This is a genomic window from Bacteroidota bacterium, assembly GCA_039821555.1.
Taxonomy (GTDB): Bacteria; Bacteroidota; Rhodothermia; order Rhodothermales; family Rubricoccaceae; genus JBCBEX01.
Map to the genome: position 1 here is coordinate 1 of JBCBNX010000001.1, position 14,508 is coordinate 14,508.

12 protein-coding genes are annotated in these 14,508 nt (G+C 67.0%); 8 read left to right on the forward strand and 4 right to left on the reverse strand.

The window, feature by feature from the left end:
* Positions 1-358: transposase (locus AAFU51_00005; protein MEO1569629.1), on the forward strand; the 358-nt coding region annotated here is incomplete at its 5' end.
* A gap of 48 nt (positions 359-406) precedes the next feature.
* Here the strand turns inward: AAFU51_00005 and AAFU51_00010 are convergent.
* The gene (locus tag AAFU51_00010) at positions 407-3,994 is read right to left on the reverse strand and encodes a response regulator (protein MEO1569630.1); all 3,588 of its coding nucleotides are present in this window, start codon (positions 3,992-3,994) and stop codon (positions 407-409) included.
* A 208-nt stretch (positions 3,995-4,202) separates the two neighbouring features.
* Here AAFU51_00010 and AAFU51_00015 point away from each other — a divergent pair, with 208 nt between their 5' ends.
* From AAFU51_00015 to AAFU51_00035, 5 genes are all read left to right on the forward strand, one after another.
* Complete coding sequence (locus AAFU51_00015; protein MEO1569631.1) at positions 4,203-5,021, forward strand: CPBP family intramembrane glutamic endopeptidase; 819 nt, start codon at positions 4,203-4,205, stop codon at positions 5,019-5,021.
* Between the two features lie 122 nt (positions 5,022-5,143).
* Positions 5,144-5,764 (forward strand): cyclic nucleotide-binding domain-containing protein, encoded by a 621-nt coding sequence (locus tag AAFU51_00020; protein ID MEO1569632.1) that lies wholly within the window; start codon positions 5,144-5,146, stop codon positions 5,762-5,764.
* A gap of 209 nt (positions 5,765-5,973) precedes the next feature.
* On the forward strand, positions 5,974-7,416 hold the full coding sequence (gene rlmD / locus AAFU51_00025) for a 23S rRNA (uracil(1939)-C(5))-methyltransferase RlmD (GenBank protein ID MEO1569633.1): 1,443 nt from the start codon (positions 5,974-5,976) through the stop codon (positions 7,414-7,416).
* Positions 7,417-7,574: 158 nt separating this feature from the next.
* Complete coding sequence (locus AAFU51_00030) at positions 7,575-7,949, forward strand: hypothetical protein (GenBank protein MEO1569634.1); 375 nt, start codon at positions 7,575-7,577, stop codon at positions 7,947-7,949.
* A 139-nt stretch (positions 7,950-8,088) separates the two neighbouring features.
* Positions 8,089-10,281, forward strand: coding sequence for an ATP-dependent DNA helicase RecQ (locus tag AAFU51_00035; protein MEO1569635.1), 2,193 nt, complete (start codon positions 8,089-8,091; stop codon positions 10,279-10,281).
* A gap of 16 nt (positions 10,282-10,297) precedes the next feature.
* On the opposite strand, the gene sppA is transcribed toward AAFU51_00035, so the two are convergent.
* Positions 10,298-12,115 carry a signal peptide peptidase SppA gene (gene sppA / locus AAFU51_00040; GenBank protein MEO1569636.1) on the reverse strand — a complete coding sequence of 606 codons (1,818 nt, stop codon included), beginning with the start codon at positions 12,113-12,115 and terminating at the stop codon, positions 10,298-10,300.
* Between the two features lie 118 nt (positions 12,116-12,233).
* Here sppA and AAFU51_00045 point away from each other — a divergent pair, with 118 nt between their 5' ends.
* Complete coding sequence (locus tag AAFU51_00045; protein MEO1569637.1) at positions 12,234-12,785, forward strand: NUDIX hydrolase; 552 nt, start codon at positions 12,234-12,236, stop codon at positions 12,783-12,785.
* Positions 12,782-13,624: an SDR family oxidoreductase gene (locus AAFU51_00050; protein ID MEO1569638.1), complete on the forward strand. Its 843-nt coding sequence runs from the start codon at positions 12,782-12,784 to the stop codon at positions 13,622-13,624. The genes AAFU51_00045 and AAFU51_00050 overlap by 4 nt, the downstream gene beginning before the upstream one ends.
* A gap of 10 nt (positions 13,625-13,634) precedes the next feature.
* On the opposite strand, the gene AAFU51_00055 is transcribed toward AAFU51_00050, so the two are convergent.
* Positions 13,635-13,970: an SCP2 sterol-binding domain-containing protein gene (locus tag AAFU51_00055; protein ID MEO1569639.1), complete on the reverse strand. Its 336-nt coding sequence runs from the start codon at positions 13,968-13,970 to the stop codon at positions 13,635-13,637.
* Positions 13,971-14,055: 85 nt separating this feature from the next.
* Entirely contained in the window at positions 14,056-14,487 is a 432-nt protein-coding gene (locus AAFU51_00060; protein ID MEO1569640.1) for a septal ring lytic transglycosylase RlpA family protein, read from the reverse strand.
* Between the last annotated feature and the right edge of the window lie 21 nt (positions 14,488-14,508).

The window sequence follows — 14,508 nt, forward strand, 5'->3', positions numbered from 1 at the left end:
CTCGACGCAGTTCGAGCGAGCGCTCAACGCGGTGGGGGTTCGCCAGCGCTCTGGGCAGACCCGACGTCGGCCCGGGTGCGTCTTGGCCGACCGAGGGTACGACGTGGACCGTATCCGGGCGTGGCTGCGCCGGAAGGGCATCGCGGCGGTGATCCCGTCGAAGCGCAACCGGAAGTGCCCGCGTCGCTATGACCGTGCGCTCTACCGGGAGCGTAACGTGGTTGAGCGGACGCTGGGTCACCTGAAGGAGCACCGGAGGATCGGGACGCGGCACGAGAAGTTGGCGGGGAGCTATCGGGCGATGGTGCAGTTGGCGATCGTGGAGCGCTACCTGCGCGAATATCCAGACAGAGCCTAGTGAAGAGCAGGGCCGCGTTTGCAGCGGAGCGAAGGGGCCGCCTATTGGCTAGCCGAGGAGACGGAGGGCGTCCTGGATGATGCCCCGGAACGCGAAGGCGTGGTCCTGGAGGGCCGCCACGCGGGTTGCCGCGTCAGCCTCAAAGCGCTCCTGCCGGCTTTCCCGCTCAAGGTCGGCGCAGCGGCCGGCGAGCGCTGGCGCACCGAGCGTAGCCGTGGACGATTTCAGCTTGTGCGTGGCGGCACGGACCTCGCTGTACGAGCGCGTCCGCACACCTTCCACGACGGAGCCGATCAGGCTCAGATCGGAGCGCAGGTAGCCTTCCAGCACTTCGCGTGCAAAGTCGGGGTCGTCGACCCCTGAGATCTCGCGGAGGTGCTGAAGAACGCGCTGCGGGCTGGGCAGCACATGCGCGTCTGAGGCCGGACGAGGCGGAGGGGCCTCCGGCTCGGGGAAGCTCGGTGCTGTTTCGAACGCAGAGAAGTCGAGCGTTGGCTCGGGGAGGGGCTGGGGCTCGACGGTGTCGAACGAGGGGAACGTGAAGCCCGGGTCGTCGAGCAACGCGTTCACTTCCGACGAGGGAGGAGGAATGGGCTCGTCAACGTCTTCGCGGTCTAGGTCTTTGCGAGCTGCTTCGTCTGCTACAGGGGGAGGAGCGTCGAATGCCCGGGGTGCACGAGACGTGGGGTCGGGAGCCGACGGTTGCGAGAAGGAAGGGATCTCAAACGATGGGAACGCAAACGGATCTAAAGTCGGCGGCGGCGGAGTGAGCGGAACCGGTGGCTGCTGCAACTCGAAGGGCGATGACGGAGCAGACGGTGCGGGAGGCGGTGCTGGCGAATCGAACGCTGAGCCGGGTATGTCAGCATCGGTGAGGCTCGGCGTCGGAGGGAGCGGAAACAGCGCAGCCGTATCTACGTCTGGCTGGCCCGATGCCGCCTCGTCCATCGCCAGATCGCCCGGTACAATCTCAGCGCGGTAGCGTGAATCAGGAGCAGGCGGCCCGGGCACCGAGACTCCGTCGGCTTGCTCGGGCGGTGCGGTGTCTGAATGCTGCGGACCCGACCCGTCTACAGAGGCGGGCGACGACACGTCCGTCGAATCGTCGGGCTCCGCGGGAGGCGGTGCAGCGATGACAGGTGCCGCTGTGGGGCGCCTGAACGGATTACGCTTTGTCGAAGGATCCTGTAGCAGATCGGACGGGGGTGCTGAAAAGCCCTCGGGCATCTCGGTAGCCATCGGACCGGGATCCGAGAGCGAGAAGCTCTGTGGCAGTGCCGAGGGTTTCCGCCCCACCTCAGGGAGGTCAGGCGCCGGTGCAGCAGAAAGGGACAGGCCGTCTGTGACCGTGCGGTTGACCTCGTCGCTGGGCGGAGGGGCGTTGCGGGCGAAGGCGGGCAGCTCCAACTCCGTCGAGCGTTGGATCGGGATGGCGGCGGATGTGCCCAGGGGAGCAGCGTCGAGCTTGAGTGCGGAGATGGGCTCACAGCGCATGAGCGCCTCAACGAGGGCCTCGCGGCGAATGGGCTTGGCGATGTAGTCGTCCATGCCGGCGCTGAGGCAGAGCTCCCGGTCGCCTTCCATGGCGTTGGCCGTCATCGCGACGATGCGTGGCTGGCGTTCTGGGGGGAGGGTAGCGCGCACCTGCTGCGTCGCTCGAATCCCGTCGAGCACCGGCATCTGCACGTCCATCAGCACCAAGTCGTAAGCGAGACGATCGAGGGCATCGAGCACCTCCTGGCCGTTCTCGGCGAGGTCCGCATCGTAGCCGAGGCGCTCCAGAATGCGCAGCGCCACCTTTTGGTTGACGGCGTTGTCTTCGGCGAGTAGGATGCGCAAGGGCGGAAGCAGTGGCGTCTCGTCCGCCGCCCCACGCAGGGCGAGCTGCACCGCCTCGGGCGTCGGCGTCTCCTGGTTGCGCTGGATCCAGATCCCCTCCTCGTTGACCGTAGGAAGGTCGGCCAAGCCAGCCGGCTCGGCGCCGAAGATGCGCAGCAAGGCCTCGTAGAGCGTGCTCTGCTTGAGCGGCTTGGAGAGCACCGCTGCGAACAGGCCGTCCGTCTGCACCAGCGCGCCCGGCGTGGTGAGACCAATCAGCGGGAGCGCCGTGTCGCCCTCTCCGCCCGTCGAGGTGTACGCGTCCTGGAGCCCTCGTGCGAGCGTGAGGCTGTCCATGTCGCCGAGCTGCATGTCGATTAGGGCAGCATCGAAGCGACCGCCTTCGCGGAGCAAGCGGAGGGTGTCCAGGCCCCGGGGCGGCGCCGTCACCACCAGGCCCCAGGCGCGAAGCTGTTTCACGAGGGCCGTGCGGCTGGTGGTGCCGTCTTCCATCACCAGGATTCGCTTCTCGGCTACGGGCGCCTGTTTCCCTTTGAGGGCGGACCTCGTCACCGACGCTGAGGCGCGCACGAGGATCGTGAACGAGAAGGTGGAGCCTTGCCCCACTTCGCTCTCCACCCACATCGTGCCGCCCATCAACTCGGCGAGTCGTTTCGAGATCGCCAGCCCGAGGCCCGTACCGCCATATTTCCGGGTGTGTGACGAGTCGACCTGGCTGAACGACGAGAAGAGGCGGTCGACGCGATCGGCGGGGATGCCGATTCCGGTGTCGCGCACGGCAAACATCAGTTCGTGGTCACCGCCCACGGTGCGTCGCTTTGAGACCGTGAGCAGGATCGCCCCGTGCTCGGTGAACTTGATCGCGTTGCCGATCAGGTTGACGATCACCTGGCGCAGCCGCGTCACGTCGCCGATGAGCGCCTGAGGAACGTCCTCCTCGATATGATAGACGAGGTCGAGGGGCTTTTCGTAGGCCTTGGAGGCAAGCAGATCGAGCGCCTCCTCGATCATCGCACGGAGGTCGAAGGGCGCCTCTTCCAGATCGATGCGGTCGGCCTCGATCTTCGAGAAGTCGAGGATGTCGTTGATGATCGTGAGCAGCGTGTCGCCCGAGATGCGGATCGTCTCGACGTAGTCGCGCTGCGTGTCGGTGAGCTCGGTGTCGCTCAACAGCGTGGTCATGCCGAGCACGCCGTTCATCGGCGTCCGGATCTCGTGGCTCATCGTGGCCAGGAACTCGGACTTGGCCTTGACGGCCACTTCCGCCTCGGCAATCGTAGACAGGAGTTCCTCTTCGAGGATGCGCCGCGACTGCACCGCGATGCCGCCGATGATGGGAACCGTGACCATGGCCGAGGTCAGCAGGACCGGGCTGAGCGATGTGTTGGGTAGGAAAAAGCCCATGGCTGTAGCCACGCCCCCGACGACAACGCTGTAGCCCAGCATCCACCGCAGGTCGTGGAGCGAGATGGCGGTCAACACCGCCACGAGCACGAGCCCGACCGCCTGGGCGTAGGCCAGTTGGGAGGTGTAGGCGAAGAAGAGGTGCAGGACCGAGTGAAGCGTGAGCACCGAGTAGGTGATCGGCCCCGCAAACCGCCAGAGGAACGGCGCGACGTAGAGCGTGCCCGCGGCCAGCAGCGAGGCCACGGCGAGGCCGATGCGCACGCCTAGGGGATCTGGGACGGCGGGGGTTACACTCTGGCTAAAGATGCCAATGCCGAGGCACAACGCAGCCAGAGCGAGCAGGAGAAGCTCGTAGAGGCGGATGGTGCGAGCTTCGGAGTCGTTCTGCATAGGGACCGGGAAGGCGAGGTCGAGTAGGTAGGAACTACCCAGCAGTGGTGGCGAGGAAGGGGGTACCGCACCCTAGGGAGGAGTCCATGCCCAGGTTCAAAAGATGTGCCTGGCGAGAGAGCGGTGACGCGAGCGACGAGAGCGCCTGCGCATCCTCGCGCCCCTCCGCATCGTAGGCGCTGGCCGGTCCCTGCAGCCCCCACGCACCATGTCGCCCTCGAACCCCTCCGCCCCCTCGAAGCTCACGTCGCCAACGATCCCAGGCGAGCCCGTTCCGCCCACGGCGGTGGCCCACACCTATGCGGCCCTGACGCGTACGGCGACCTACAGCTTCCTCGTCGCGCTGCCGCTCCTGCTGCTCTACGAACTCGGGGCGCTGCTCATCAACGCTGACCGGTCCTTCGCCATCCGCGTGGGGGCCGACGTGTGGATCAAGCAGTTTCTCGCGAGCCTTGGCGCGACCGGGCACCTCGCGCTCGGGGGCGTCGTGCTCGCCATCGGGATTGCCGTGTTCCTCTGGGAGCGCAAGAAGCGGCTGCCGCTGCGCCCGCGCTACTTCGCAGGGATGCTCCTCGAAAGCACCGTCTGGGGCGTCCTGCTCGCCTACCTCATCAGCGGGACTGTCGGCGTGCTCTTCAACGGAGCGCTAGCGAGCGTTCCCGTGCTGGGAGCCGTGCAGGCTGCCGTGCCGGGCAAGGGGACGATGCTCGTGCTCTCGCTCGGGGCTGGGCTCTACGAAGAGTTGGTGTTCCGCGTGCTCCTGGTCGGGGGGCTCTACCTGCTCGCGCGGCGTGCCTTCGGGATGGAGCGTGTAGCCGCCTACGTCGGCGCGGCCCTCATCGGGGCGCTGCTCTTCAGCGCCGTGCACTACACCGGGCCCTACGCCGACCCGCTCGAATTGCCGTCGTTCACCTTCCGTTTTCTCTTCGGGCTCGCGCTTAACGCTCTTTTCCTCGTGCGTGGCTTCGGCATCGCCGCCTGGACGCACGCGCTCTACGATGTGATGGTAGTAGGCTTCTGGAGTTGAGCTGCCAAGTGATCGGTGCCGCCGAGGCTTCGAGCCTTTAAACACCCAGATCCTCTCACGCGCCTACCTCAGCGGGTGCCTACCTTCCGTACGGTCTTCGTCTCCACACACTCGATCACCGCGTGCCCACGCTTCTCGAACGACTCCCTCCCGTTTTGGCCACGCCGCTCCGTCGGGTCTTTCGCCAGCAAATTGATCCACGCCTGGATGCTGCGGTGGACCTTCTGGGCGCGAGTGCTCTCTTTTCGTGCCTCCGACGGGCTGATCTCTACGACCTCGCCCGCCACGTTCACAAGCGCGACTACGACCGCGGTGAGGCGATCTACTACGAGCGCGATCCTGGCCTCGGGCTCTACCTCGTCGCGCACGGCGCCGTGGTCCTGCGCACGAGCGATTCGGAAGCGGGCGACGACCCCGACGCTGATGTCGTTCACCGCGTAGGTCCAGGCGGCACCTTCGGCGAGCGCGCGCTGCTGGGCGAGCACCGGCGCGCCACACGAGCGGAGGCCGTCGCCGACACGCGACTCCTGGGGTTCTTCCGCCCCGACTTTAAGACTCTCATCAAACGTCACCCGCGTCTGGGTACGCAGGTCGCCATCGCGGTGGGGCAGTACATCGCGGCGCGCGAGGCCTTGCTCCGCGACGCACTCGCTGCCGCCGACTCGCCCGCGTCCGTCCACCGGCTCGTCTATGGCCTCCGCGTCCCGGAGGGCACGTGCGACCCGATGCCGTTCTTTCGGTGAGGGCGAGGCCGCGCCGTTCTCAAGCCGCGCCGTTCTCAAGCCGCGTGGCTCTCAAGGTGCGTGGCTGTCAAGTAGTGCTGTTGTCGAGCAAGCAGTGCTGTTGTCGAGCTGGGAAGCTGTGATGCGGTGGGTTTTGCGTGGAGGACGAACAGTGCAGCATCGGGCCAGTTTGACGTTGCTAATCTCGCTCTACAGTTTCCCTACCGTTCATGTCCGCAGACACCCGCCCGCCGAAGATCAAACGCGGCGCCTCCGTCGAACTCACCCTGGAGAAGTTTGCCGACCGGGGTAAGTCGCTCGCGCGCGTCGACGGCTACGTCGTCTTCGTCCCGGGTGGCGTCCCGGGCGACCGCGTGCGTGTCGGCATCCGCAAGCGCAAGCGGAGCTACGCCGAGGGCGTGATCGAGGAGGTGCTCACCCCGAGCGACCTCCGCACGGATCCGCGCTGCGAGTACTTCGGGACGTGCGGCGGCTGCAAGTGGCAGCATGTGCAATACGACGCCCAACTCGACGCCAAGCGCCAGAGCATCGCCGAGGCGTTCGCGCACGCGGGCGGCTTCGAGGCTGACATCAACGTGCTGCCGACCATCGGGATGGAGACGGACGACGGGGCCGCGCCATTTTTTTACCGCAACAAGATGGAGTTCAGCTTCTCGGCGCGGCGCTGGCTCACGGATTGGGAGATCGCCACGGGTGACGAGTTCGACACCAGCTTCGCACTCGGCCTCCACGCTCCTGGGCGCTTCGACGCGGTGCTGGATCTGAAGGCTTGCTACCTACAGTCGGAGTGGAGCGCGCGGCTCGTCAATGCCACGCGCGCCTTCGCGCAGGAGCACGGGTGGAAGCCGTGGGCCATCCGCGACCACAAGGGCTTCCTGCGCCACCTCGTCGTCCGCACGCCTGCCAACACCGACGAGAACATGGTCGTGCTCACAACGAACGGCCACGATGCCGAGCGGATGGAGGCCTTCGCCGCGATGCTGCGCGCCGACTTCCACGAGGCGACCACGTTCGTCAACGCCGTCAACACCGGCAAGGCCCAAGTCGCGTTTGGCGAGGTCTACCATACCATCTTCGGTCCGGGCGTCGTGCACGACACCATCGGCGGCTACCGATTCGAGATCGCGCCGAACGCCTTCTTCCAGACGAACACCAAGCAAGCCGAACGCCTCTACGCCGTCGCCGCCGACTTCGCCGACCTCACGCCCGATGACCTTGTCTACGACCTCTATTCTGGCGCAGGCACGATCTCGATCTACCTCGCCGAGCGCGTCAAGCAGGTCGTGGGCGTCGAACTGATCGAAGAGGCCGTGGCGAACGCGAAGGCCAATGCCGAGGCCAACGGTGTCGAGAACGTGACCTTCGCCCAGGGCGACATGCGCGACCTCTTCGCCCGCGCCTTTATCGAGGCCCACGGGCGGCCGGACGTGCTGATCGTGGACCCGCCGCGAGCGGGGCTGCATCCGCGCGTGGTTGAGCAGATCGGCAAGCTGAGGCCGGAGCGCTTCGTCTATGTCTCGTGCAACCCGCAGAGCCAGGCCCGCGACCTCGCGCTCCTGAAGGACATCTACCACGTCGAGCAGGTGCAGCCCGTCGACCTCTTCCCGCACACGCACCACGTCGAGGCCGTCGCCCAGCTGCGGCTGCGGTAGTACAGGTGCGGTAGTACAGGTGCGGTAGCGCAGGAGCGGCAGTAATGAGGCTGATAGGCGCTGGCGTTGACGCATCCGCGCCGAAATGGCAGGAGCCGTGCAACGGTACGGCGCTTGAGTGGGAGCGCGATTTCCTACGACCGCTTTCCCTTCCTTCTATGTTTCAGCAGGACTTTATCGTCCGTCAGGTTCAGCAGCTTGCTGAAGTCCTCGCGCGCGTGCTGTTTCACAAGCGAGCCGCCGACGAGGCCGAGGCACAGGAGGCGCTATCAAACGGCTTAGCTGCAGCCCTTGGCCTCGGCCTTGACGCGCTGCGCACGCTCAGCCGGGACGGACTCGTGGCGCGGTATACGCCAGAAGGGGCGATGTCCGTCGAAATGGCGGTCGCTGTGGCCGAGGTGCTACAAGAGGATGCGCAGCGAGCAGGCAGGCTTCGGGCGCTGTGGCTCTACGAGGCCGCGCTCGCGTCCGGCGCACCCGTACCGTTCGACATCCACGAGCGCATCGACTTGCTTCGCGAGGAGCTAGGCTAGAAACTGCGAGCCTGGTGCAACGTGTGAGCGGACACGCCGACCGACTCGAATCTGGTCGTGCGGAGTGGCCTCTGTCGAAACGCTGTCAGCGCAGTCAGGTTAGCTTCCGGCCGAACCACCGCTCGCCCTCTGCTCCGCCATGCCCGTTGTCTCGCTCGCTGACACCACGCTTACGCCCGATTCGCCTGCCACAAAGGCGGCGCTGCAGCAGTGGTTCGGCTTCGACGCGCTGCGGGCGGGGCAGGTCGAGGCGCTCGAGCACGTGCTCGGTGGGGAGGACACGCTCGTAGTGATGCCGACGGGCGCGGGGAAGTCGCTCGTCTACCAATTGGCGGCGGTGCTGCACGACGGCGAAGCGCTACCGAATGGCGTCACGCTCGTGGTCTCGCCGCTCATCGCGCTGATGAAGGACCAGGTGGACGCGCTCCAGGCGAAGGGCATCCCGGCGGCTGCGATCAACTCGTCGATGCCAGCAGCGGCGCAGCGAGAGGTCATGCAACAGATGCGCGACGGGACGCTGAAGCTGGTCTACGTCGCGCCGGAGCGGTTGCGGCACCGCGGCTTCATGAACGCGCTCCGCGAGACAACGGTCGCGCTCCTCGCCGTGGACGAGGCGCACTGCGTCAGCCAGTGGGGGCACGACTTCCGCCCCGACTACCTCGCCATCGGCGACGCCCGCGAGCGCATGGGCCGCCCCCAGACGGTCGCGCTCACGGCTACGGCTACGCCCGTCGTGCAGTCGGACATTTGCGCGACGCTCGGCATCAGCCACGCGAGGCAGGTCGTGACCGGCTTCAACCGGCCCAACCTCTACTTCCGCGTCGTCTCCACGCCCGGCGACGGCGACAAGCGGCGCGTCCTGAACGACTTTCTGGAGGAGCACAAAGACCAGCCGGGCCTGATCTACGTCGGCACGCGCAAGTACGCCGAGTCCGTGACGCGCTTCGTGCGCGACGTGTGCAAGCGCGAGGTTCGGGCCTACCACGCAGGGCTCACCGACGGCGAGCGCTCCGAAGTGCAGGACGCCTTCCTCACCGGCGGCCTCGACCTCGTCGTGGCGACCAACGCCTTTGGCATGGGCGTCGACCGCGCCGACGTGCGCTTTGTCGTCCACTGGGCGATCCCCTCGACGCTCGAAGCCTACTACCAGGAGGCGGGCCGCGCGGGCCGTGACAGTGACTCCTCGACGTGTCTGCTGCTCTACGCGCCGACCGACCGCCAACTCCGCGAGTGGTTCATCGACCAGGCCCAGCCCGGCGAGAAGAGCCTGCACAAACTCTACCGCGCCGTCGCTAGGCAGTCAGTTGACGATAGCAATGAAGCCGAGATCGACGTAGATGCGCTCGGCCACGACCACCGCGTCGATCTCAAGGCCGTCGGGGTGCGAGTCGGTCTGGGCCTGCTCGAACGGATGGGCGCGCTCACCCGCTACGACGACCGCGGACCGCTTCGCCACTACAGCCTCGGCGGTTGGGAAGGCGCCGACCGGCGTGTCGTGCTGGAGGGCGTCGAGAAGCGGCGCAAGAACAAGCATGACGGGCTCGGCCACATGGTCGCCTACGCCGAGCGCGAGACGTGCCGTCGGGAGAAGCTCGTGGGGTATTTCGGTGAGGCCGTCGAGCACCAGCCGGAGCGGTGCTGCGACGCCTGCGCCGTCCAGGCGCGCCTTCGCGAGGCCCCCGACGAGATTCCGCCCTTCGAGGCGCTGCCGATGCACAGCCGCATCGCCATCGGCCTGCTCGACCTCGTGGACCGGCTCCGCTGGAGCGTGGGCCGCAAGACGCTCGTGCGCATTCTCACTGGCTCGAAAGCAGGCGACACGGAGGCGAAATACGGCACGAACCCGTACTACGGACGCCTCGGCTTCTACCGCCAGGACGACGTCGATGGCTTCTACAAACAGCTTCTCGCGATGGGCTATCTCAAGGTCGGCGGGGAGTACATGACCGTGGACCTCACCGCGCTCGGCACGCAGGCGCTCAAGCACCGCGAGGCGGTCCCGCTCGACACCGACGGGCCGCTGCCCACGGGCCGAGGAAGCGCGTCCACCAACGGGGCGCGCAGGTCTGGAAGCCGAACGGTCGAGTACGACGAGGCTGCGCTCACCCCCGACGACGCGCCGCTCTTCGAGGCGCTGCGCGAATGGCGCACGCAGCGGGCGACGGCCGACGCGGTACCGCCCTACGTCGTCTTCTCCGACGCGGTCCTCCGCGCCATCGCTGTGAGCCGCCCGGCCACCGACGACGACCTGCTCGCGCTCAAAGGCATCGGCGCGAAGAAGGTGGCGACCTACGGCGAGGACGTGCTCGAACTGGTCACGGCCGCCGCCTAGAAGCGGGGCCCGTGCTCTACGGGGCGAGTACCCACGGCAGCCGTGCCTGCGGTGTGGCGTGTAGCCGCGAAGCCTCGGCCAGCGGAGCCAACTGACGCACCCAGGCCTGCGCCTCGGGTGGGAGGGAAGTCGACCGTTGCAGCTGGCCCCACTGCCGGATGCCGGGGCTGCTGAGCAGTTGCCCAACGATGCGGTCGAACAGCGGTGGCGGCTGCGGGAACGTCCGTAGGCGATACCGTCCAGGTTCCAATGCAGCCAATTCCGCTGCCAACTCGACGGCAAGGTTGAGGCCGCCTAGTTCGTCCACGAGGCCGACGGCGTGCGCGTCCTCGCCCGTGTAGACACGGCCTCCGGCAAGCAGGTCTACCGTGTCACGCGGCAAGCCCCGGCCCTCGGCGACGCGCTCCCGGAACGTGTCGTAGATGCGGTCTACCTCGCGTTCAAGGAGCGCCCGTTCAGCCGCGTCGAGGGGTTTGGCCGAGCTGTAGAGGTCGGCGAAGGGCGCCGTGAGCACCGTGTCGGTGTCGAGGAAGAGCCGCGATTCGAGGAAGTCCGAGGCGTCGAACAAGATCGAGAAGACGCCGATGGAGCCGGTGATGGTGAGCGGGTCGGCAACGATGGTGTCGGCGGGCGCGGCGATGTAGTAGCCACCTGAGGCCGCGACGCCTGCCATTGAGGCCACGACGGGCACCTCGGCCTTGGCGTTGACCACGGCGCGCCACATCGCATCGGCCGCGGTCGCGTCGCCGCCCGGCGAGTCAATCCGGACGACGAGGGCGGCTACCTTCGGGTCCGTGAGCGCGTCGTCGATGGCCTCGATGAACGTGTCGGCCCCCAGTACCGGGCCCATGACGACGTCCGAGCCGCTGTCGCCGTTGAGGATCGTGCCGGACGCATAGACGACGGCGATACGCGCGTCGTCCTCGAAATCGAGCCCCGCCTGCGACGGCGACGTCTGGACGTAGTCGCTGAGCGACACCGTTGGGAGGTCGTCGTCGTCGGCCAGGCCCAGGCGCGCGGCGAGGTGCTCGACCAGTTCGTCCTCGTACCACAACGCATCGAGCAGCCCCACCTCGGCAGCGTCGGTAGCCGCCAGCACGCGGCCGCCATCGATGAGCGTCTCGACCTCCTGCGGCGCCAGGCCTCGGCCCTCGGAGACGGCTATGCTGAAGCGCCGGGCGCGGTCAGCCAGCAGAGCGCGGAGTTGGAACGCGTTGGCCTCCGACAGCGAAGTGCGTGTGAACGGCTCCACGGCGCTCTTATAGTCTCCCGCACGGATTGCCTGCGCCTCAATGCCGAGCTCGTCGAACAGGTCGGCGAAGAATGTCACCGAGGCGCCAAAGCCGGTCATGTCGAACGACGCAACGGGTGGGCTCAGGATGCTGTCGGCGGCCGTGGCGAGGAAGTAGCCGGGCTGGTCGAAGCCCGCAGCCGTGGGGTGCGCGAAGATCGGCGTCCCCGAGGCGCGCACCCGCTCTAGGGCGTCTCGCACCTCCTCCAGCGCTGCCCACGAGGCCTGCACGCCATTGGGCCGGAGCCAGACCGCCGCGATGCGCTCGTCGGCGGCTGCCATATCGAGGCCGAGCAGCACCTCTCGAAGCGGGGGCACCTCGGTCGCCAACTCGGCAAACGGGTCGAGTGGCGCTTCCTCCAGCAGCGGACCGCCGAGGTCCACGACGAGCACGGCCTCTGAGGGGACTGCTGGCGTCGAGTCAGAGCCGGCCACGAAGCCGATCAGCAGCAAGAGCAAAAAGCCGCCGACGAAGAGGAGGGCCGTAAGCGCCCCCACAAACGACGAAAAGGCACGGGCAAAGAAGCCAGGCGAGGTAGACATTGAGATGGGAAGCGTGAAGAGTGGAGCGGGATCGAACGGCGGGGATAAGATCCGCTGTAGGTGACGTAGCAGGCGTCGACAGCCCCGCCGCGTACCAAGAGCCAGGGACAGAGCCCCCATGAAACTCGAAGAGACGAAAAAGTCCTCAGACCTCCTCGTGGAGGGCGTACTGCTGACGGCCTACCGCGACACGGTCGTGCTGCCGGACGGCGGCGAGTCGGTGCGGGAGTGGGTCAAGCACCCTGGGGCGTCAGCGGTCGTGCCGCTCTTCGCCGACGGGACGACGGTGCTGCTGCGTCAGTTCCGCTACCCGCCTCGGCGCACGTTCATCGAAGTCCCGGCAGGGAAGCTCGACGTAGACGGCGAGGACCCGGCCGACGTCGCGCTGCGCGAACTGGCGGAAGAGGCGGGGCTCACTGCGGAGCGCCTGATGCCCCTTGGGAAGACGTTCCCCTGCATTGGCTACAGCGACGAGGTCATTTACTTTTTCCTCGCCGAGGGGCTCTCCGACGCAGTGGCCCACACCGAGGACGACGAGTTTGTGGAGCCCTTCCGCCTGCCGTTCGCCGAAGCGGTGGCGATGGCGCGACGCGGTGAGATCCTCGACGCCAAGAGCGAGATCGCGATTCTACGCGCGGCGACCGTCCTCGATGAGCGGAACGCGGTATGACGGTCGCGATCCTCGGAGCAGGCTGGCTCGGCGAAGCGCTCGGGCAAACCCTCGTTGCGCGCGGCGACACGGTGCATGCCGCCACGACAACTCCGGCAAAGATGGCCCGATTGCGGGCTGGGGGAATGGAGCCGTTCCACCTCAAGGTGACCCCGGAGCGCATCGAGGGCGACGGCAGCGACCAGTTTTTCGACGTTGAGGCGCTCGTCGTGACGCTGCCGCCGGGACGCCGTGACCCGAACGTGCTCCTGCGCTATGGCGCCCAGATCGACCAGGTCATCGAGGCCGCAGCGCGCATCAATCATGTCGTCTACACCAGCTCCACCTCGGTCTATCCCGACCTCGCAGGCGCGCCACGTCTGCACGAAGAGGACGTAGCCACCGTGCCGGACCAAATCAGCGCCTCCGGCAATGCATGCCTCGCTGCAGAACAGGCACTCACGATGGCGCTCGGCAGCGTTACTGTGTTCAGGCTCGGCGGGCTCTATGGACCCGGGCGGACGCCCGCGCGCTACCTGGCGGGCCGTGCCGATCTCGGCGGTGGGGATCGCCCCGTCAACCTCGTCCACCGCGCCGACGTGATTACAGCAATCCGGCGCATACTTGATACGGAAGCCGTCGGCACGTACAACCTCGCCGCCGACGAACACCCAACACGGCGTGAGTTTTACCCGGCTGCCGCGGACGCGCTAGGCTTGGAGCCGCCGACGTTTGCGCCGAGTGGTGGCCCTGTGGTTGGCAAGCGTGTCAGAAACGCGCGAGCCAAGGGCATGCTTGGGATCCCATTCCGACCGCTCGACCCGACGCAGCATGCCGAAGACACGGCGTTGGAGACGTAGCCTCAAGGAGCTAGCCGCCGAAGAGCGTCATGAACTTCGTCGCGAATGGGACCGAGCCCTTGAGCTTCAGCTTGCCGGACATCAGCGCCATCATCGGGTTGGTTTGCCCGTTCTCGATGGCGAGCCAGTCATCGGCGTCGGCCTTGAGCGTCAGGGTCGGATCCTCGGGGACCGCTGCGTTCTCCTCGATTGTCAACTCCGGGCCGTTGACACGGAGGAGGACCTGCTTGGCGTTGGCGCCAGAGAGGTCCATGAAGACCGTGGCGTCGACACCGTCGGCCTTATCGGTGTCGAAGCGGTCCGGGTAGGAGGCGATCACGTCTTCGATCGTAGCGTAGCGGGGCATGGGCGTGCAGTGTTGTACGGGGGAAGAGCGCAAGATACGACCACCATCCGGATAGGTGCACACTGTTAACCTGCGTCAGGCGCGCCTATTTCAGGATCTCCAACCGGACGGTCACGAGCCCGTCGTCCACCATGTCAATTTCCCGGGCGGCACCAAGCGCCAGATCGATGATCCGGTCGCGTGGCTCGGGGCCTCGGTCGTTGATGCGGACCGTTACCGTGGCTCCGTTGTCGGCACGGGTAACGCGCACCCGAGTGCCAAAGGGAAGTGTCCGGTGGGCTGCGGTCAAGCCCTCCGGGTCGAAGGTTTCGCCGTTGGCAGTGGAGCGGCCGGCATACTTGTAGCCGTACCAGCTTGCCGTGCCTTGGACGGGGCCGAGCAGCGCGACGGGGTCTTCGGTCTCCTGGAGAAAGGCAGCAGGATCGCAGCCCGAGATCCAAAGGGGGAGAAGGAGGACGGCAACGAGGCAGACCGTCGCCGCGCTCGGGGAACGGCGCGAGGAGTGGGGAGCAGACATGGTGGTGGTGGGGCGGTCGCC